Source organism: Vitreoscilla stercoraria DSM 513, from assembly GCF_000382305.1.
Classification (GTDB): Bacteria; Pseudomonadota; Gammaproteobacteria; order Burkholderiales; family Neisseriaceae; genus Vitreoscilla; species Vitreoscilla stercoraria.
Genome location: NZ_KB908021.1, coordinates 125346 through 143877, shown reverse-complemented (window position 1 = coordinate 143877; position 18532 = coordinate 125346). Strand labels below are relative to the sequence as shown.

The 18532-nt window shown below is 43.3% G+C and carries 17 protein-coding genes; 5 read left to right on the top strand and 12 right to left on the bottom strand.

Annotated elements, in window-relative coordinates; genetic code table 11:
* Positions 1–90 precede the first annotated feature (90 nt).
* Positions 91–834 (top strand): 23S rRNA (guanosine(2251)-2'-O)-methyltransferase RlmB, encoded by a 744-nt coding sequence (gene rlmB, locus H150_RS0104385; RefSeq protein ID WP_026353467.1) that lies wholly within the window; start codon positions 91–93, stop codon positions 832–834.
* Positions 835–921: 87 nt separating this feature from the next.
* Here the strand turns inward: rlmB and H150_RS15265 are convergent, their stop codons facing one another.
* Both H150_RS15265 and H150_RS0104375 read right to left on the bottom strand, forming a co-directional pair.
* Entirely contained in the window at positions 922–1443 is a 522-nt protein-coding gene (locus H150_RS15265) for a nuclear transport factor 2 family protein (RefSeq protein WP_019957837.1), read from the bottom strand.
* An 86-nt stretch (positions 1444–1529) separates the two neighbouring features.
* A complete protein-coding gene (locus H150_RS0104375) occupies positions 1530–2306 on the bottom strand; it encodes an exodeoxyribonuclease III (RefSeq protein WP_019957836.1) in 777 nt (258 codons plus the stop codon).
* Positions 2307–2387: 81 nt separating this feature from the next.
* On the opposite strand from H150_RS0104375, the gene pyrE reads away from it, so the two are divergent.
* The 3 genes from pyrE to H150_RS13730 all read left to right on the top strand — a co-directional run bounded on the left by pyrE (position 2388) and on the right by H150_RS13730 (position 6394).
* Complete coding sequence (gene pyrE / locus H150_RS0104370; RefSeq protein ID WP_019957835.1) at positions 2388–3032, top strand: orotate phosphoribosyltransferase; 645 nt, start codon at positions 2388–2390, stop codon at positions 3030–3032.
* 775 nt (positions 3033–3807) lie between these two features.
* Positions 3808–4920 (top strand): ABC transporter substrate-binding protein, encoded by a 1113-nt coding sequence (locus H150_RS0104365; protein ID WP_019957834.1) that lies wholly within the window; start codon positions 3808–3810, stop codon positions 4918–4920.
* A gap of 76 nt (positions 4921–4996) precedes the next feature.
* Positions 4997–6394 carry an NAD(P)/FAD-dependent oxidoreductase gene (locus H150_RS13730; protein WP_019957833.1) on the top strand — a complete coding sequence of 466 codons (1398 nt, stop codon included), beginning with the start codon at positions 4997–4999 and terminating at the stop codon, positions 6392–6394.
* A 427-nt stretch (positions 6395–6821) separates the two neighbouring features.
* Here the strand turns inward: H150_RS13730 and H150_RS0104355 are convergent, their stop codons facing one another.
* From H150_RS0104355 to H150_RS0104315, 10 genes are all read right to left on the bottom strand, one after another.
* Positions 6822–8186, bottom strand: coding sequence for an MFS transporter (locus H150_RS0104355; RefSeq protein WP_019957832.1), 1365 nt, complete (start codon positions 8184–8186; stop codon positions 6822–6824).
* Positions 8187–8221: 35 nt separating this feature from the next.
* A complete protein-coding gene (locus tag H150_RS0104350) occupies positions 8222–8554 on the bottom strand; it encodes an NIPSNAP family protein (RefSeq protein ID WP_019957831.1) in 333 nt (110 codons plus the stop codon).
* A gap of 27 nt (positions 8555–8581) precedes the next feature.
* Positions 8582–10333 (bottom strand): FAD-dependent oxidoreductase, encoded by a 1752-nt coding sequence (locus H150_RS0104345; protein WP_019957830.1) that lies wholly within the window; start codon positions 10331–10333, stop codon positions 8582–8584.
* A gap of 186 nt (positions 10334–10519) precedes the next feature.
* The gene (locus H150_RS0104340; RefSeq protein ID WP_019957829.1) at positions 10520–11134 is read right to left on the bottom strand and encodes an NIPSNAP family protein; all 615 of its coding nucleotides are present in this window, start codon (positions 11132–11134) and stop codon (positions 10520–10522) included.
* Positions 11135–11151: 17 nt separating this feature from the next.
* Positions 11152–12840 carry an FAD-dependent oxidoreductase gene (locus tag H150_RS0104335; protein WP_019957828.1) on the bottom strand — a complete coding sequence of 563 codons (1689 nt, stop codon included), beginning with the start codon at positions 12838–12840 and terminating at the stop codon, positions 11152–11154.
* A 9-nt stretch (positions 12841–12849) separates the two neighbouring features.
* The gene (locus H150_RS15380) at positions 12850–13233 is read right to left on the bottom strand and encodes an FAD-binding protein (protein ID WP_019957827.1); all 384 of its coding nucleotides are present in this window, start codon (positions 13231–13233) and stop codon (positions 12850–12852) included.
* Positions 13223–14569 (bottom strand): FAD-dependent oxidoreductase, encoded by a 1347-nt coding sequence (locus tag H150_RS13725; protein ID WP_211206669.1) that lies wholly within the window; start codon positions 14567–14569, stop codon positions 13223–13225. The genes H150_RS15380 and H150_RS13725 overlap by 11 nt, the downstream gene beginning before the upstream one ends.
* The gene (locus H150_RS0104325) at positions 14566–15390 is read right to left on the bottom strand and encodes a sugar phosphate isomerase/epimerase family protein (RefSeq protein WP_019957826.1); all 825 of its coding nucleotides are present in this window, start codon (positions 15388–15390) and stop codon (positions 14566–14568) included. Before H150_RS0104325 ends, H150_RS13725 begins: the two co-directional genes overlap by 4 nt.
* Positions 15387–16193 (bottom strand): shikimate dehydrogenase family protein, encoded by an 807-nt coding sequence (locus H150_RS0104320; protein ID WP_019957825.1) that lies wholly within the window; start codon positions 16191–16193, stop codon positions 15387–15389. Before H150_RS0104320 ends, H150_RS0104325 begins: the two co-directional genes overlap by 4 nt.
* Positions 16194–16652: 459 nt before the next feature.
* On the bottom strand, positions 16653–17390 hold the full coding sequence (locus H150_RS0104315) for an SDR family NAD(P)-dependent oxidoreductase (RefSeq protein WP_019957824.1): 738 nt from the start codon (positions 17388–17390) through the stop codon (positions 16653–16655).
* Positions 17391–17673: 283 nt separating this feature from the next.
* On the opposite strand from H150_RS0104315, the gene H150_RS0104310 reads away from it, so the two are divergent.
* The gene (locus H150_RS0104310; RefSeq protein ID WP_019957823.1) at positions 17674–18474 is read left to right on the top strand and encodes an IclR family transcriptional regulator domain-containing protein; all 801 of its coding nucleotides are present in this window, start codon (positions 17674–17676) and stop codon (positions 18472–18474) included.
* Positions 18475–18532: the final 58 nt, after the last annotated feature.

Below are 18532 nucleotides of genomic sequence, written 5' to 3'. Positions count from 1 at the left end.
GATGCGCAAACTGAAATAGCCAGCATGCAAATTCAAGATGCTGCTGCAAATATGTTAAGATGGCGCTTGTTAAGCATTAAAGGAATCACCATGGCGAATTCGCGCCTTATTTTCGGCTTTCATGCCGTCAATGCCCGTTTGTGGCAAAACCCAAAATCTGTGATTGAATTGTACGTTTTAGAAGGCAAACAAGACGCGCGCATGCGTGATGTGTTGGAAAAAGCTGGCGTTGAAAACGTGCGTGTGATTTTGGCCAATATGGACCGTTTGAACACTTTGAGCAAAGGCGCTCGCCACCAAGGTGTAGTGGGCTTTATCGATGCGTCTAAAAACCATGTTGATTTAGATGATGTATTGGAAAACTTGAACGAGCCGCCATTTTTATTGATTTTGGATGGCATTACCGATCCGCATAATTTAGGCGCGTGTTTGCGTGTGGCCGATGCGATGGGCGTGCATGCGGTGATTGCACCGAAAGACAAATCAGCTGGCTTGAATGCAACTGTCAGCAAGGTGGCGTGTGGTGCCGCTGAAGTGGTGCCCTACATCACCGTGACCAATTTGGCACGCACGATGCGCCAATTGAAAGACGAAGGCATTTGGATTGTCGGCACGGATATGGAAGGCGAAGCCGATTTGTACCATTACGATGTGCCGCAGTCGGTGGCGTGGGTAATGGGTAACGAAGGCGAAGGCATGCGCCGTTTGACGCGCGAGCATTGCGATGCTTTGGTGTCAATTCCGATGTTTGGTACGGTTGAAAGCTTGAATGTGTCGGTAAGTTCTGGCATGGTTTTGTCTGAAACCCGCCGCCAACGTGAATTGAAAAAATAAGTTAGCAATATCTAAAAGGCGTCCTGTAAATGTTTACAGGACGCCTTTTTTTAATGGATTAAAGTTGTAAAAGCTCTAAAACACAGCTTATTCGCCCACATTGAATTGTTTGCTTGGATCTGTATCTTGTTGAATCACCCAATGTCCGCCAACTCGAAACGATGCTGCCGAAGCATAGGTGTCTTCCATGAATTGGAAATACGTGATTTGACCATTTTCAACTATGGCTTTGATGGCAAAAGGTGAGGTAAAAGTGTTGTTGGCCACCACCGATGTATATGTGAATTGGCCAAATACCGCCACCAAACTGTCTTCGGCAATCATGTCTGAAACTTGAAAATCATCCACTCGCCAATATGTGCCAACATTGGAAAAAGTATCAATGTAAATTTGGCGGCCTGTTGACGTACCTGCCCATGGCTCAATTTGCTTCAGTTCTGGACTGTTAAAATTCAAAGACACGTAAGTAGCGTCTTCAGCCACCATTTGCTCGGCACCATTTTGAACCAGTTCTTTGGATGAATTGAGCAAAAATGCCAAAACCACATCTTTCGGGGCCTTGGTTTGTTGGGCTTTTTCAATGGCGGCTTGGGCTTCATTCATCATCATGACCTGTCATTTCAAATATCCAATAAGTTTTATTAGTCAACCATGGTTTACAAAAGGTTCAAATACAAATCAGATGCTTTGAAAATTTACAAATCATAATCTACGACCAAAGGTGCATGGTCAGAAAATTTTTCGTCTTTGTACACGTGGGCAGACTTGACTAAAGCGGCTAAATTTGGCGTGGTGATATGGTAGTCAATGCGCCAACCCACATCTTTGGCATATGCTTGGCCACGATTGCTCCACCATGTATAGCCTGGCTCCAATGGATACAATGTGCGCCAAGTATCGACCCAACCGACTTCATTCAAAAGTTTGGTTAACCAAGCTCGTTCTTCGGGTAAAAAACCTGAATTTTTTTGGTTGCCTTTCCAGTTTTTCAAATCAATATTGTGGTGGGCAATATTCCAATCGCCACACACAACCACATGCCGGCCTTCTACTAACATATTTTGCAAAACAGGCAAGAAAGCATCTAAAAATTGGTATTTGTATTCTTGGCGAATTTCAGCACTGGTTCCCGACGGCAAATACAAGGAAATCACACTCAAATTTTTATCATCAAAGTCAGCACGAATAAAGCGACCTTCGTTGTCAAATTGTTCGATACCCAAACCATATTGCACACGGTCTGGCGTTTGTTTGCTGTAAATGGCAACGCCGCTATAACCTGCTTTTTCGGCACAATGCCAAACGCCGTGCATTCCATTCGGATTTTTTAATTGATCGGTGAGCTTGTCCTCTTTGGCTTTCAATTCTTGTACACACACAATATCTGCATTAGTGGCTTGTATGTATTCAATAAAACCTTTAGAGGCGGCAGAGCGTATGCCGTTGACGTTGGCGCTGATGATTCTAAACACGGGCTTCCTCGGGTACAATATGCAAAATGACGGCTTTTGCCGTCTGTCTTCAGCCCTATTGTACCGATTTAAGGATTATTCATGTCAGATTTTCGCCAAGACTTTCTCAAATTTGCGTTGGAACAAGAAGTATTAAAATTCGGTGAATTCACCACCAAAGCCGGCCGTCAATCACCGTATTTTTTCAACGCGGGTTTGTTCAATGATGGCAATGGTATTTTGCAATTGGCGCGTTTTTATGCAGATGCGATTATTGCCAGTGGTGTTGAATTTGACATGTTATTCGGTCCTGCTTATAAGGGCATTATTTTGGCAGCTGCAACCAGTATGGCTTTGGCGGAGAAAGGTATCAATGTGCCAATTGCTTACAACCGCAAAGAAGCCAAAGATCACGGTGAAGGTGGCGTATTGGTGGGTTCGCCCGTTAAAGGTAAAGTTTTGATTATTGATGATGTAATTTCTGCGGGCACATCTGTACGTGAATCAGTAAAATTGATTGAAAATGAAGGTGCAATACCTGCTGGTGTCGTGATTGCATTAGATCGTATGGAAAAAGGTACAGCTGAAACTTCGGCAGTACAAGAAGTACAACATCAATATGGTTTACCAGTGGTATCAATTGCCAATTTAAAAGACTTGTTGGCAATGTTGGGTGGTGATGTATCTTTGCAGACTTATTTGGATTCTGTGCAAGATTATCGTGATCGATATGGTGTGGATTATTGATTTTTTAGTTTTTTAACCGACTTTTATAGTCGGTTTTTTTGTTTATATTTTTTAAAATGATATTTATCATATTGGCATTATGTTAAATTAAGATTTAATAAAACACTCCTTATTTAGAAAATTAATTTCACGATAATTCTCCTACTTTCAATAAAACAAAAAGTAGAATTTTCTCATATCTATTACTATGGCCAAATTTAAGAACGATATACAACAACACTGGCTGTGGTTTTACATCTCAAAGCCGCAGCCAACTAACGATGACAAGCTGCCATTAATGACTGTTTGATTCTTGCGGGAATTAGCATTGCCCTTCATGAGTACAATACAACTTAGACTTGTTAATCCCATAAAGCACCTTTTCACCAAGAAACTTTAAAAGTAACTAATAATTATATTATTTATATATGCAATATCTATATTCATAGTAATTTAGATATAAATCGTAGGCTATTATTCTAATAAAAATCTATTATAAAAATGATGATATTAGGTTTTTTTATATTCCAATCATATTCAAATCAAGCTCATTTTTTAAAAACGCTCATACTGATATTTAAGATTGAAATATAAATATATATAAAAAATACATTATTTTTTTGATATAAAAAATAACACTAAAAGTAAAATTTTTAGTTGATTTTTTACAAATCATTCTCGTATGCTCTTACCCAAACTAAAAAGAATTTAACAGATTACAGGACGCATTTGGCTTAAGTTCAAAGCATTGCGTAATCATAAGAATTTCAAATGATAACAATACAAGGAGAGAGTAATGAGATTGAAATATTTAACCATGGTAGCAGCCATTTCAATAGGTTTGAGTGCTTGTGGTGGTGACAGTACTACTGCTAGCAATCACAAAACTGATACCAGTAATGCCAGCTCAACCAACAACTCAAGCAGTTCTCAACGAGGCTTAACCATTGCCGCTTCTGGCGGCACATTCCAAGATGCGTTACGCACCATTTATTTTGAGCCATTTGCAAAAAAAATTGGGCAGCCTGTTTTGGAAGACAATGCTGACTCGGGCAGTTATGGTATTGCACAAGCCAAAGTACAAAGTGGTAATCCAAATTGGGACATCATGCAGATGGAAGCCGAAGATTTGGCACGTTCTTGTAGTGATGGTTTATTAGAAAAAATTGATTGGGACAAACTTGGCGGCAAAGAAAAATATTTGCCTGCGGCTGTGAGTGATTGTGGCGTGGGACAAATTTTCTGGTCAACCGCATTGGTTTACGATTCTGAAAAAATCAAAGATGCACCACAATCTTGGGCGGATTTTTGGGATGTTCAAAAATACCCAGGCAAACGTACCATGCGTCGTACGGCCAAATATGCTTTGGAATTCGCGCTCTTGGCGGATGGCGTTAAAAATGAAGCGCTTTATCAAGTATTGCGTACACCAGAAGGTGTTGATAGAGCATTTAAAAAATTAGATGAATTGAAACCACATGTTGTTTGGTGGGATGCTGGTGCTCAGCCTTTGCAGTTTTTGGCTTCAAATGAAGTGGTCATGGCTGCAGCTTACAATGGTCGGATTGCCGGTTTGAATCGTGAAAACAACCGTCATTTCAAAATTGTGTGGCCTCAAAGTATTTATTCGGTAGACAGTTGGACCATTTTAAAAGGCGCATCTAACAAAGATTTGGCAATGGAATTTTTGGCCTTTGCAAGCTTGCCTGAAAACCAAGTTAAACTGCCTGATTACATGGACTATGGTATTGCCAACAAAGAGGCAGCTAGCCAAATCAAACCTGAAATAGCCTTGAATTTGCCGACCACAGAAGACAATCTCAAACAAGCTATTGAATTAGATGCTGATTTTTGGATTGATAATTCGGAAGAATTAACACAACGCTTTAATGCTTGGGTGGGTAGCTAAGTGATCATCGCCACTTACCCCAATAGATTACATTGAAGTAAGTGGCCTTAAAATTACAATCGAATAAGGCATACACATGTTAGAACAAGATAATATTTCATTTTGGGTGAAATCAGCCGTTTCCAATGGTCATTATCAAGATGCTCAAATACCGCCACCTTTGCATGGGCAAAGTCAATTTGATGTTGCCATTATTGGAGGTGGTTTTACAGGCTTATGGTTGGCATATTATTTGAAAAAAGCCCAGCCGGAATGGAGTATTGCTATTTTTGAAGCCAATCAAATTGCATATGGAGCATCTGGACGCAATGGCGGTTGGCTTTCATCGCATATACCGGGTTTAAGTTCTGTATTTCAAAAATCGGGATCTTCTTTGGATGATGTGCGTTTGTTTCAGAAAGAAATCACTCGAACGGTGGATGAAGTCAAACACATTTGTCAGCTAGAAGATATTGATTGTGATTTATATGAAGGCGGAATGTTAACTATGTCGACCAATCGCGCCCAAAGTTATCGTTTACGTGAAACTTACAAGCATGATTTGGATTTAGGCTTTGATACTGATGATATGGTTTTGCTCACAGGGCTACAAGTGAAGGAAAAAATCAACGTTGCCCATGCTGATTCAGGTCTATGGTATCGCAAAGGTGCTCGTATTCAACCTGCAAAATTGGCATTTGGCTTGAAAAATGTCTTGTCTCAGTTGGGCGTATTCATGTATGAAAATACTCCAGTGAGCGGTTTCAGTCCCAAGCATGTTCAAGTGGCTGGTTTTCATATTCAGGCCGACCATGTGATGTGTTGTACTGAAGGATACACTGAAGCATTGGTGCGCTCTGGTAAAGTGGTGCCAATGAACTCCTCTGTCATTGCAACAGAAATCTTACCAGACTCATTTTGGCAACAAGCCAATTGGCACGGTCGTGAATTATTCAGTGATGCATCACATTTGTTTTTTTATGCGCAACGCACTGAGGATAATCGTATTGTCATCGGTGGTCGTGGCAAGCCTTATCAATATAACTCTCAGACAGTGGGTCATGGTGAATTGGATCGCCCTACTTTAGATTTTTTATATGGTCGTTTAACGCAATTGTTCCCATATTTTCCAATGAAAATTGAGCACTCTTGGCGGGGTTCATTCGGTTTAACCAGAGATTGGTGTCCAAGCGTCAGTTATGATTCTAATACCCAAATAGGCAGTGTTTATGGTTTTGGCGGCAGCGGTGTAGCAGGAACCAATTTGGCAGCAAGAACTTTGTGTTCACGCATTTTGAAACAAGATACGGCATTGAATCGTTTGCCTTGGAATAATTTCATCAATCCCAAATGGGAACCTGAGCCTTTGCGTTGGACAGGAATTCATACGATGTACAAATTATTAAAAATTGCAGATGCCAAGGAACATACTCAAAAACCTGATAAAACGACTTGGTTAGCGCGACAAGTGTATGGTTTTTGTGGCATTAAGTAAGATAGTTACACTATATCATGGGGTTACTATTTTAAAACTGCTAGGTTTTATATCAACAATCTGACTCACAAATGACCGCTTAAGCGGTCATTAATGCCGAACCAATCGTGAAATGGTTACCATCCTTAAAAATATACGAGACAGATGTTGCAGCTATCCAATCACTTCACATACGATTGGCATAGTGTGGTCAATGCAAGACTTCAACATGATCGAAACTAAATTCTTAGACAATATCAATATTGAATCATGACACGATTTTTTTTACCATGATTCTGACTTTACAAAAGAAATGACTACATCCTTAAAAAAGCATTTTGTCAGTTTTAAACCACGATATTGCTCCTTTTAATGTTTACAGGACGCTTGCTGCAATACAAAAGCCTCACTCTTATACAAAGAATGAGGCTTTTATCATCATGCTAAATCAAACCTCAGTTTGTGTTTGAGCCGTCACAGGAGATGGCACTGATACCTCTTTGGCTTTAGCACCTTTAATAAAGATGGCCAAACCTGCCAACAATGCTGGAATCATCAATAAAGTGAACATGGTTTGTAATGAATACCCTTGTGTAATCATATAACCACCAGCAAATGCACTTAAAATTGCACCGAATCGACCAATACCATTCATCCAGCTAGCACCCGTAGCACGCGCTTCGGTTGGGTAGTAATTGGTTGCCAAAGCCGACATACCCACAGAGCCGCCATTGAAACAAAAGCCCAAAATCCATGCACAAATAGATAACAATACCAAATTGTGACCAAATTGACCCAATGCATAAGTAGCTGCCGCGCCCACCAACATACCACTAATCAAAACGGCATGTGGTTTGAACTTATCCATCGCCCAACCAAAGAACAAACTACCAATAGGTCCTCCAATTTGAAAAATAGATGTCACTATTGCTGCTTGTGAAATGGTGAAATCATTCATTTTGATGATGGTTGGCAGCCAACTGCTGCACAAATAAATCAAGAACAAGGCAGTGAAATAGCTTAACCACAACATGTAAGTGCCCAAGCGGTACTCTTTAGACATCACAATACCCAACGCACTTTTTTGCTTGCTTGCAATCGGTCCAACAGTATAGGTGTGTTTTTCTGTGGCGGTATTGGGAATCATACGGTTGACAATGGAGCGGATGGTTTTAGGATTGCCTTTTTTAGCAACCAAAAAAGACAAAGACTCAGGCATTTTTAAAATCATGAATGGCAACAATACCAACGGCAAGATGCCACCCAATACAAACACACTACGCCAGCCAAACTCAGGAATCATCCATGCCGAAATAAAACCACCTCCTGCTGCACCCAATGAAAACCCTGCATAAGCGATAGTCACAAAAAAGGCTCTGCGACGCACAGGGGCATATTCAGCAGCCAAGGTAGCGGCATTGGGCGCAGCAGCACCCAAACCCAAACCTGTTAAAAAGCGGAAAATCACCAATTGAGTCACATCTTGCGCAAAAGCCGTTACCAATGTCATCAGTCCAAAAAAGAATACACTGATAATCAAAACCCACTTGCGACCAAACCGATCAGACAAAGGTCCTGCAGTCAACGCACCGATGGCCAAACCAAATAAAGCCGCACTCAATACCGGTCCCATGTCTGTGGCAGACACACCCCATTCTTGAATGATTTGTGGCGCAGACAAGCCCATGACCACCACATCAAAACCGTCAATGGCAATGATGGCACAACAAAAAAAGACCACCAGTTTTTGTAGCCCACTGATTTTTTCGGCATTGATGACCTCACGGACATCAATCACATTCTGATTATTCATCGTTACTACTCCTTTTCTCCATTTGTAGATGCGGCTTAAATTTTGGTATTCATTGCCACTTTTTTAATGATTTGATTGTGTTGTGATACCACCAAACCTTTTGTTGCTTGCAAGTAAGTTGAAAACTCAGGATCACTGTCACGAGCCGTGCTACGGCGCTCATAATCTGCCAAACTTTCGTATTCCCAAATGTGTACAAATTGGTTTAATGTACCGATGGTGGTGGTATAAAATCCAACAGGTTGCCCCAAATGCTTCATCAATAAAGGCATCGCCAATTCATTGAAATGTTTTAAAAACTCATTCATGCCACGTGGTGCAATGTGATAAAAGCGTAAATCAACCACTGGATATTTTTGTTCGTTCATGTTTTTTTTATTCCTTATGGTTCCAATTTAAGCTTCAACAGAAGCGTCCTGTAAGTGTTGAATCTGCGCTTTATCGGCAATCACATTGCCAGTGACATAGCCATAAGTCATAATCGGCCCCAATGTAATGCCAGCACCTGGATAATTGCCACCCATCACGCTCTTACGGTCATTACCCACTGCATACAAGCCTTCAATCACTTGGTTGTCAGCATCCATCACCTCACCCACAGCCGTGGTTTCAATGCCATTAAACGTACCCAAATCGCCCATATACACTTTCACCGCATAAAACGGTCCTTGAGAAATAGGTGCCACGCATGGATTGGGCTGGTTTTCAGGATCGGCCAAATAGCGATTGAAGGAAGTAGTACCCCGATTGAACTGTGGGTCTTCACCATGAACGGCATGTAAATTGTAGTTTTCAACTGTTTGGCGTAAACCTTGTGCATCCATGCCGATGGTTTGTGCCAACGCTTCTAAAGTTGCGCCTTTAAACAAATAACCTTGTTTGATGAATTTGCCATGTGGCAAAGGTGCAGGCTTCACATAACCCAAGCCATATTTCGCCAAGGCTTTGGCATCGCAAACCAACCACATAGCGGTTTCTTTTTCACCCGCACACGCCCGCATCAAAGCCGCACCGACATCGTGATAAGATTCAGATTCATTGCAAAAACGCTGACCATTTTTCAACACACCAATAATGCCGGGTTTGTAACGGTCCAATAAATGTGGAAACACGCCAAAGCCTCCATTTTTCATTGGCACACGCGATACAGGCATCCATGCTGAATTGTCTGCATACTCAGTGCTCACACGACCTCCCGCACTTTCAGCCAAACGCAAACCATCGCCGGTATTGCCTGTTGGCACAGGTGAGAAGTGTTCACCACCACTGGCAACATGTGGATACATTTTTTTCAGGCGTTCTTTATCATGCGAGAAACCACCGCTGGCAATCACCACACCGTGCTTGGCGAATATTTTGCGGTTTTGGCCATTTGATTTGACTTCCAAACCAACCACTTTGCCTTGTTCAATGATTAACTCTTTGGCTGCGGTATTAGTGAAAATCGGAATATTCAAATCAAATGCGGATTTGGCCAAACGAGCGGCCAAGGCATTGCCTGAAGTGACATTGGTGCCACGTTTATACAGAGCCAATTCTTTGGTGTGTATGCCCAAGCGTTTGGCAACATACACAAATGACACTGGAGATTTGGTCACATTGAAGAAATGCTTTAAATCAGCATTGGATGAATTGAACATCATGCCCATAAAGGTGATTGTTTTTAATGGTGGGCGCAAACGTGACATTTCATCACCCAATTCGCGAATATCAAACGGTGCAGCCAAAATCGAACGACCAATGTCTACACCACCTTCCACAGTAGGATGGTAGTCAGGGTATAGCGTGGGTACAAACTTCACTGAAGTTTCACGCTCAAAAAATTCAACCATTTTGGGGCCATTTTCAAAAAAAATAGCTGCCGCTTCGGCATCAAAATATTCACCCGCTTCATTTTGTAAATATTTGACTGCCGCTTCACGACTGTCATTGATACCTTGTTTTTGGGCATGTGGGTTATTGGGCACCCATAAAACGCCACCCGAAAATGCTGTGGTACCGCCATAAACCGCCTCTTTTTCTACTACAATCACATTCAAGCCACGTTTGGTAGCGGTAATAGCGGTAGACAAACCACCAGCACCCGAACCAATAATGACCAAATCACACAACGCATCCACGCCCAAAACATTGTTTTGCAATGACATTACACTCTCCTTTTGATTTTTTATTAAGCTTTAATAAGATTGTGCTAAGGTTAGGGCTAATGCTGCTCTGTGCAAATAGGGATGACTGTCGCTTTGCGCGATGTACGTCACGCGATAACGTTATTCGTGCAAAGACCAAAAAAGACCACGCCCAGCGTGGTCTTTTTGCTTGTCATCTATCTGCCTTTACTGCAAAGGTGAAACCTTAGTTGGAAATGCCATCAAAGATGCCATGTCATTGGTCAACCATTGTGGTCCACCTTTAGGTGGCCAGATGCCTTGTGCCACAGCATCAGCGCGTACTTGACAACGTTGATTCACCGATTCATACGGCCAAATATTCACAATACGAGGCTCACCATCCAAACTGCTCATCACCACCGTTAATTTGGATACCTCAGTACGATCAGGCAATGCCGCCTCCCACGCAGCATGCACGTGTGGCAAACCACCATGCTTCATGTGGTAGGTGCGAATTTCATAAGCAGGTCCAAATGCCCCCACCTCCACTTCTGGCAAAAATGGAAAACCTTGGTAAGAATCCACACTGACATGTTCCAACCATTCTTTGGCATAAAACGGATCGGCGGCTTGTTTAAAGCGTGCTCGCTCTTGTTGCAAATCGTCTAAAGTTTTAAATTCACGCAATACCAATACCTGATTTAAAACACCAATATCGCTGTACCAAACCCCTAATAAGCGGCCTGTAAGTGCTTCATCCACAAATTTTTCTACACCCACTGCCACATCGGCAGCTTTACCCATTTGAATATCCAAAGTTGCTAATTCATAAAAATGCATTGTGATTCCCTTTATTATCAAGCGGTCAATGTGCCCGCAGCATGTTTGGCAATACGCCAGCCAAAAACCATACCAGGTCCAATTGTCGTACCAGGTCCGGGGTAAATACCTTTAAAAATCGATGCCAAATCATTGCCACACGCATACAGTCCGGTAATCACATGGCCTTGTTCATTCAACACACGCCCAAACTCATCGCCAGCCAAACCCACACTACTGGCACAATCGATTGGTTTGACTGCCAACGCATAAAACGGCGCACGCAAAATCGGACCAATACACGGATTGGGTTTCATTTTTTCATCGCCATTAAAGCGATTCATCTTGCCCATACCACGCCCAAACTCTTCATCCAAGCCTGTAATGGAATAAGCATTGTTGCGAATGACGCTTTGCTCCAACTCGCTGGCATCAACATTGATTTTTTCTGCCAACTGACGGATGGTTGGCGCTTGCACCAAATAACCTTGTTTCAAATACGCATTCAATTTTTTAGCACCCGGCATCACCAAGCCCAAACCATATTGGTGAATGAAATCATCATCACACACCAGATAAGCGGGCAAGCTCGGGGTTTTTTCATTGGCAGCCAATTGCCCAATACAAAAGTCATGGTATGAGTCTGTTTCATTCACAAAGCGTTTGCCAGACGCATTCACAGCAATCAAACCAGGTTTAGATCGATCTAAAATCAAATGCGGCCATACCGCCAATTGCCCATTTGCCTTTTGTAAGGTCGAACACGGAAACCACAACACAGGATGGGTTTCGTTGTCTAATTGGGCACCCATGCTCAAACCATGGCTCACACCATCACCCGTATTGGATTTGGGTGCCAACGAATAATCTCTTGTGCCGATAGGAAAGTATTTTTGGCGCAATTTCTGATTCCACGCCACCCCACCAGTTGCCAAAACCACCCCTTTTCTCGCCATGACACGCTGGATACCGTCTTGGGTATCCATTAAAGCACCAACGACTTTGCCATTCTCCATTAACAATTCTTTCAAAGGCGATTCATACCATATTTCGGTTTGGTATTTTTTCAAGCTGTATAACAATCGTCCGACCAAAGCATTGCCCATGACCAAACGTGTACCGCGTTTGTATTTCAAACGGTCTTTTAAATACGGAACCACCACTTTAAACGTGGTTTTGGCATTGCCAAATGAGCTTACAGGACGCAATAAAGCCGTTAATTCATTGCGATTGACCATCATGCCACCCAAACCCATAAATTCAGGACGCGGTGGCAACACGCGGTCAAAATCCTCACCTAACACTCGCGCATCAAATGCCACAGGTGCCAAAGCACGCCCGCCATACGCTTCACCAGGTTGGTTTTTAATATAATCTGGGTGTGCCAAGGCTGCTGCAAATTTCACCTCGGTTTTACTGTCCAATTCAGACACCATAGCGGGACCCGAGCGCAAAAATGCCTCACGCAAATGTTCACCACCACGCTCGCCCATCACGGCTTTTAAAAATGTGCGTGCGTCTTCCACTTTATCAGGTACACCTGCCTTCACACTCAGATGTGTACCTGGCACCCAAGTCGTTCCACCAGAAGTGGCAGTGAGTCCACCTACTTGGGTTTGCTTTTCGCACAACAACACATCTAAGCCTTCCATGCGACCCGTTAATGCTGCAGTCATCCCTGCTGCACCAGCACCGATTACCAACAAATCTACTGTTTTGTGTTCCATTTTTTATCCTTAAGCTTGGGCTACAATGTGATTTGCCGCCACAAAGCCAAATGTCATTCCCGGTCCTAAAGTAATCCCACCACTGGGATAATGCCCACCCATCACACTGTTCATGTCATTACCCACCGCATATAAACCTTGAATCGCACGACCTTGAATATCTAAAACTTGTGCATATTGATTGGTTTTCAAACCAGCAAACGTCCCCAAACTGCCAGGGACAATTTCCACAGCATAAAAAGGACCTTGAGCAATGCTTGCCAAACAAGGATTAGGGCCAACCGAGGCATCACCTTGTGCACGTTGATACAAATTACTACCACGCCCAAACTCTGGATCTTGACCAAATTGCGCATGCTGGTTATAAGTGCGCATAGTCGCTTCAAATTGCATGGACTCTATGCCACATTGGTGCGCCAAACTCGCTCAAGCTGTTCGCACGCTTTAAATAACCGTTTTGCAACCAAGGTTTTAGTGAAAGTGGGAATGGTTTCACCGCGCCCAAACCATATCGACGGATAAAGACATGGTCACAAACCAACCATGCCACTGCACGCTGATGAGGCTCAATCGCTGCCAACATGTCTTGGATAAAAGTGTGATACGGTCCGCTTTCATTGGTAAAACGTTTGCCTTGTGCATTGACCGCAATCAAACCAGGTTTGCCTCGCTCGACCAAATGCGGAAAACGTCCCCAACTGCCATCTGCCTGTGGTACCAAAGAAACCGGAGCCCAAGCACCTGCTGCAGCTTGAGTGTCATCGACACTGCCACCTCTGATTTCACCCAAACGCAAACTGTCTCCAGTATTGCTCAGTGGCGCAGCAGAATGGTGCGGCGTGCCATTTTTCACATGCTTAAACAATTGCGCTTGGCGCGCCTTATCATGCGCAAAGCCACCTGCGGCCAACACCACAGCTTTGCGAGCGCGAACAGTGACTTGCCCTTGTGGCGTTTGAAATCTAACAGTTTGAGATAAGCCGTCCTGTAATGCCTCGATGGCACACGCTTGAGCATTGCGTAAAAACCGCACATTCACACGCAAAGCCGATTCCAATAAACGTGCCACCAAAGCGTTGCCATTGACCAATTGCTGACTGCGACCATGCCGCAGCCAATCCTGCCCATATTGACCCAAACGTTTGCCGACATAGTAAAACGACTTCACCGAACGAAAGCTGTTAAGAAAATGCTTCATGTCCGCACCAGAGGCGATACCCATACCCCACAATGTGGTTTCATAAATAGGACGACGCAACCAAGCCAAATTTTGACCCAATTGGCGCGCATCATATGGCGCTGCGACCACCGAACGCCAACCGTTTTTCGCACCTGACAACTCACCAAAAAAATCAGGCACTGCATTGCCTGGCAAAAATTTGACCGCAGTATGTTGTTCAAAAAATGCCAACATTTTCGGCGCTTCTGCCAAGTAATGCGACAACATGTCTTTTTGATAACGTTCACCCAAAACCGCTTGCAAATAAGCTGTGACATCAGCTTCGTTGTCACCTGTGTTTTGACCTTGGGCATGTGGCGCAAATGGAATCCACAACCAACCGCCTGAGTAAGCACTGGTGCCACCCAAAACATTGGTTTTTTCTGCCACCAACACTTTTAAACCCGCATGAGCTGCGGTCACTGCTGCTGCCAAACCGCTGGCACCTGAGCCAATCACAATCACATCAACCTCTTGCGGCATTGGTGAATTCAGGGCGGTTACCATCATGATGCCCCTATCGTCGATTCGGTTAACAACATTCGCGCCTGATGAATCGCCATTTGTGCTCGCTCTAAAGCAGAGTATTGCTGCAGCAATTGCGCATTGGGAATTTCCAAACCTATGGTTTTGCTTGGGTCAATGGCTTGCACCAAACCCAGCAAATCCAATTGACCATTGCCGGGCAATAAGCGACCTGTACGCGCCACAGACATCAAACCCTCATCGCTGGCATCGTATTGAGCCAAAGCATCACACAACTGAATATAATGAATGTATTGATTAGGCAAAGCGGTCACTTCTACCAAAGCGCTATTGGAGCGAGCCAGATGCAAAGCATCAATCAAGATGCCAGCATTGTCAGCTTGGCTGTACTCGACTATTTCACGCGCTTGCGCTAAATTTTTCACCGCAGTCCACGGCATGAATTCCAAGTCAGCGGTCAATTGATGTGATGCGGCCAAAGCACAAAACTGAGCATAATGGTCTTTTAAGCGTCCTGTATCGGTATCGTCCCCTGCAACCAAAATATGCGCCGCTCCCAAAGCTTGAGCACGTTCCAAAAATGGCTTAAATGTTTCATCGGCATAGTTGTCTTTCAAACGCACAATTTCCACATCAGACACTTTAATGCCTGTGTCTTTTAATGCCGCTTGCACTTCTTTCAGGACGCTTGCATCATCATAAATGGGATAATGTGGCTCACCTGCGGCAGCAGGCAACAATCGCAAACCCACAAAATCGTAACCTGCCTGAGCGGCAATGTTCACCGCCTCCACAGCACTGGCTTCTTGTATGGTCAAAAATGACAACGAGAAAGAACGGTTCATATATTGGCCTCTTCTTGCTGCAACAAAAATTGCACCATCAAATCGCGCACTTCTGCAAACATGTCCAAACCAATCATATTGTTACAACCAATAGCGCGCGCCGCTTCAATAAAGGGCGACACTTCAGGCTGGGTAATCACATCGCCTGCGAACATGCCAGATTGCAATTTGTCCACTTGAAATGGCAACGCATCGCCTGCTTTAATACCAGTTGGCGTGGCATTGATCACCACATCAAAACCACTTGGGTCCTCGCTACCGACAACGACTTCGGCCAAATTCAGGCTTTGCAAACGCAAAATCAAGTCATCACGGCGATGAACATCTTGTTCATGAATCGCCAATTTGGTCACCCCTGCTTTAAGCAATGAATAAGCAATCGCACTGCCTGCACCCCCTGCGCCTGCCAACAACACATTTTTGTCTTGAAGTTCACCGCCTTTTTTCAAAATGGCCGTCACATAGCCTTGCCCATCAAACATATCGCCATGCCAACCGTTTTCAGTTTTGCGTATGGTGTTGACCGCTCCTAAAAATGCGGCTTCTTCAGACACCGTATCGCACCAATTTTTGTAAGCAATTTTGTGTGGCACCGTCACAATCACCCCATCAATGTTTTGTACTGTTTTGACATGCTTTACAAAGTCTTCCAAGTCACTCGGTGCCACGTGAGCAGGAATACATGCGCCATTAAAGCCTTGTTGTTGCATCCATTCGGTCACACCTTGCGGGGACTTCACTTGTGCAATCGGATCTCCCACCACATAATACAAACGCGTTGCACCATTTAATTTGATTGCCATGATTTCTCCTCTACTCGCCTAAGCGGTTTTATTTTGTAATTGGGTTTCTCATTCAAATGCTGTATTGCCATAACACAATACTTTGCTAGCAATACACAAACTTGCCATCAAAGCAGGCTCCATGAAGCTTAGAAAGATATCGTCAAAGTGCCAAACATCACTTCCAACCTCATCAAAACAAGGTCAAAACAGATTAAAATAGCAACACCACTTTTCATAGGTGAGCACAATCAAATAAATCCGATATTCGGATGGGTGTTACCCAGTTCGCACATTCTGTGATTGGGATGATTGGCATCCAACATCCAGCTCATTTTTTCAGTTATTGCAAAACATATTCAAAAAATGACCAAACACGCTGTCAATATGGTTACAGACCGCCTGAAATCAGGCTGATTCAAAGCATAAAAAAACCACTACCGAAGTAGTGGCAAAACTGCCATCAATGACAGAAGAGATCTAGACCATGGTATAACCACCATCAATCGGCACCAAAGCACCATTCATAAATTTGGCTTCATCTGAGGCCAAGAAAATCGCCAAATCCACCACTTCATGTGCTTCACCAAATCGATCCAATGGAATTTTATTCGTTGGTCGGGTTTCCAACATTTTAGCCGTCATAGGTGTGCGAATGGTGCCTGGACAAATAGCATTAATTTTAATGCCCTCTTTGCCATAAATTGCCGCCAAATGTTTGGTGTAGCCAGAAACAGCGTGTTTGGAAGCGGTATAAGCAGCGCCGCCCATTTGCGCCACAATGCCCGCCACCGAAGAAATGTTCACAATGGCACCTTGTTGGCGCTCTAACATGTGTGGCAATACCAAATTGCTCAATTGGTAAATAGATTTCACATTCACCGCAAAAATTTTGTCCCACAACTCTTCAGAAGTTTCCAAACTGTTGGTGTAATAATCAAAAATGCCCGCATTATTGACCAATATATCAATACGACCATAAGTTTTTACCGTGGTATCCACCAATTGTTGTAAATCTTCAAATTGGGTCACATCCACCACAACCGCAATGGCATCACCGCCTTCGGCTTGAATGGCTTCAACCGTCGCTGTTGCAGCTTCTAGATTCATATCAGCCACCACCACTTTGGCACCTTGTTGGGCAAACCCAATGGCTTCCGCTTGTCCCATACCCGCACCTGCACCTGTAATAATCGCTACTTTTTGATTCAATCGCATGCCTATTCTCCAATGAATGCACCATCTGGCTCGATGATGCTGTTTTCTTATAACTGTTATAACCCATTACTGATTTTTAAAGAATGCTGTAATACTTAAGCTAAAAAAGCTCAGATTCAAGCATTCATTGTCATCTGTGTAGATACTAAGTAAATCATCACAACAAACCAACATGCAGTTATCATTGGCTGTCCGATATCCGCACATTTGTTGCCGATATCGTGCATAGCGCCACCAAAATAAATATAAAAAAATCAATATAGGAAAATCACAGATGAGAAATATGGAATTAAAACATAAGCATACTCACGAAACCATTCGCCACGATGACTTTATTGCAGGTTTGGCCAAGGGCTTGGAAATATTGGAATGTTTTGGCTATGACCGCCAACGTTTAAATGTCACACAAGTCGCAGAAAAAACCTCATTGACTCGAACAGCCGTCAGACGACACTTAAAAACCTTAAAATATTTAGGTTATTTGGACACAGATGGTACTTTTTTCTGGCTCACGCCACGGGTGATGAAGTTTTCAGGTGCTTATTTGCGTTCTGCTCATTTACCCAAAATTGCAGAGCCACTGCTGCATTCATTGTCAGCACAAACCAGCATGTGCCATGCAGTAGTGATTTTAGACCAAAGTGATGTCATTACTTTGGCATGCAGCTATTTGGCCAGTGCTGAAAAAAACCGCGTTTTGCCTTATGGCATTCACAATGGCAACCGCATTCCAGCCCATACCGCGTCCAATGGCAAAGTCATTTTGGCTCATATGCCTGAGGCTGAATTAAACGAGTGGCTGTCTAAATCAGAATTCAGTCGTTTGACCAAATACACCATCACCGATATAGAACAATTCAAAGAAAATTTACGTGAAGTACACGATCAAGGTTGGGCTTTGGCAGTAGAAGAACATGAAGTGGGCTTTATTGGTTTTTCAATCCCGGTGTTTGATTCAACAGGCAAAGTCATAGCAGGCTTAAATACAGTGGCTCGCAAAGAACAATACACCATTGAAGAAGTGATGCATCGCAGTTTGATGCCGATGCAAGAAGTCGCCAAGCAATTGCGCCATTTTTTATAATCGCTACACTCATACACCAAAGCGTCCTGTAAACTTTACAGGACGCTTGCTTAACTGA

What these genes read in the sequence shown, in the direction of transcription:
- rlmB (WP_026353467.1), top strand. Translation starts at nt 91, where the DNA reads ATGGCGAATTCGCGCCTTATTTTCGGCTTTCATGCCGTCAATGCCCGT.
- H150_RS15265 (WP_019957837.1), bottom strand. Translation starts at nt 1,443, where the DNA reads ATGATGATGAATGAAGCCCAAGCCGCCATTGAAAAAGCCCAACAAACC.
- pyrE (WP_019957835.1), top strand. Translation starts at nt 2,388, where the DNA reads ATGTCAGATTTTCGCCAAGACTTTCTCAAATTTGCGTTGGAACAAGAA.
- H150_RS0104365 (WP_019957834.1), top strand. Translation starts at nt 3,808, where the DNA reads ATGAGATTGAAATATTTAACCATGGTAGCAGCCATTTCAATAGGTTTG.
- H150_RS13730 (WP_019957833.1), top strand. Translation starts at nt 4,997, where the DNA reads ATGTTAGAACAAGATAATATTTCATTTTGGGTGAAATCAGCCGTTTCC.
- H150_RS0104355 (WP_019957832.1), bottom strand. Translation starts at nt 8,186, where the DNA reads ATGAATAATCAGAATGTGATTGATGTCCGTGAGGTCATCAATGCCGAA.
- H150_RS0104350 (WP_019957831.1), bottom strand. Translation starts at nt 8,554, where the DNA reads ATGAACGAACAAAAATATCCAGTGGTTGATTTACGCTTTTATCACATT.
- H150_RS0104345 (WP_019957830.1), bottom strand. Translation starts at nt 10,333, where the DNA reads ATGTCATTGCAAAACAATGTTTTGGGCGTGGATGCGTTGTGTGATTTG.
- H150_RS0104340 (WP_019957829.1), bottom strand. Translation starts at nt 11,134, where the DNA reads ATGCATTTTTATGAATTAGCAACTTTGGATATTCAAATGGGTAAAGCT.
- H150_RS0104335 (WP_019957828.1), bottom strand. Translation starts at nt 12,840, where the DNA reads ATGGAACACAAAACAGTAGATTTGTTGGTAATCGGTGCTGGTGCAGCA.
- H150_RS15380 (WP_019957827.1), bottom strand. Translation starts at nt 13,233, where the DNA reads ATGCAATTTGAAGCGACTATGCGCACTTATAACCAGCATGCGCAATTT.
- H150_RS13725 (WP_211206669.1), bottom strand. Translation starts at nt 14,569, where the DNA reads ATGATGGTAACCGCCCTGAATTCACCAATGCCGCAAGAGGTTGATGTG.
- H150_RS0104325 (WP_019957826.1), bottom strand. Translation starts at nt 15,390, where the DNA reads ATGAACCGTTCTTTCTCGTTGTCATTTTTGACCATACAAGAAGCCAGT.
- H150_RS0104320 (WP_019957825.1), bottom strand. Translation starts at nt 16,193, where the DNA reads ATGGCAATCAAATTAAATGGTGCAACGCGTTTGTATTATGTGGTGGGA.
- H150_RS0104315 (WP_019957824.1), bottom strand. Translation starts at nt 17,390, where the DNA reads ATGCGATTGAATCAAAAAGTAGCGATTATTACAGGTGCAGGTGCGGGT.
- H150_RS0104310 (WP_019957823.1), top strand. Translation starts at nt 17,674, where the DNA reads ATGGAATTAAAACATAAGCATACTCACGAAACCATTCGCCACGATGAC.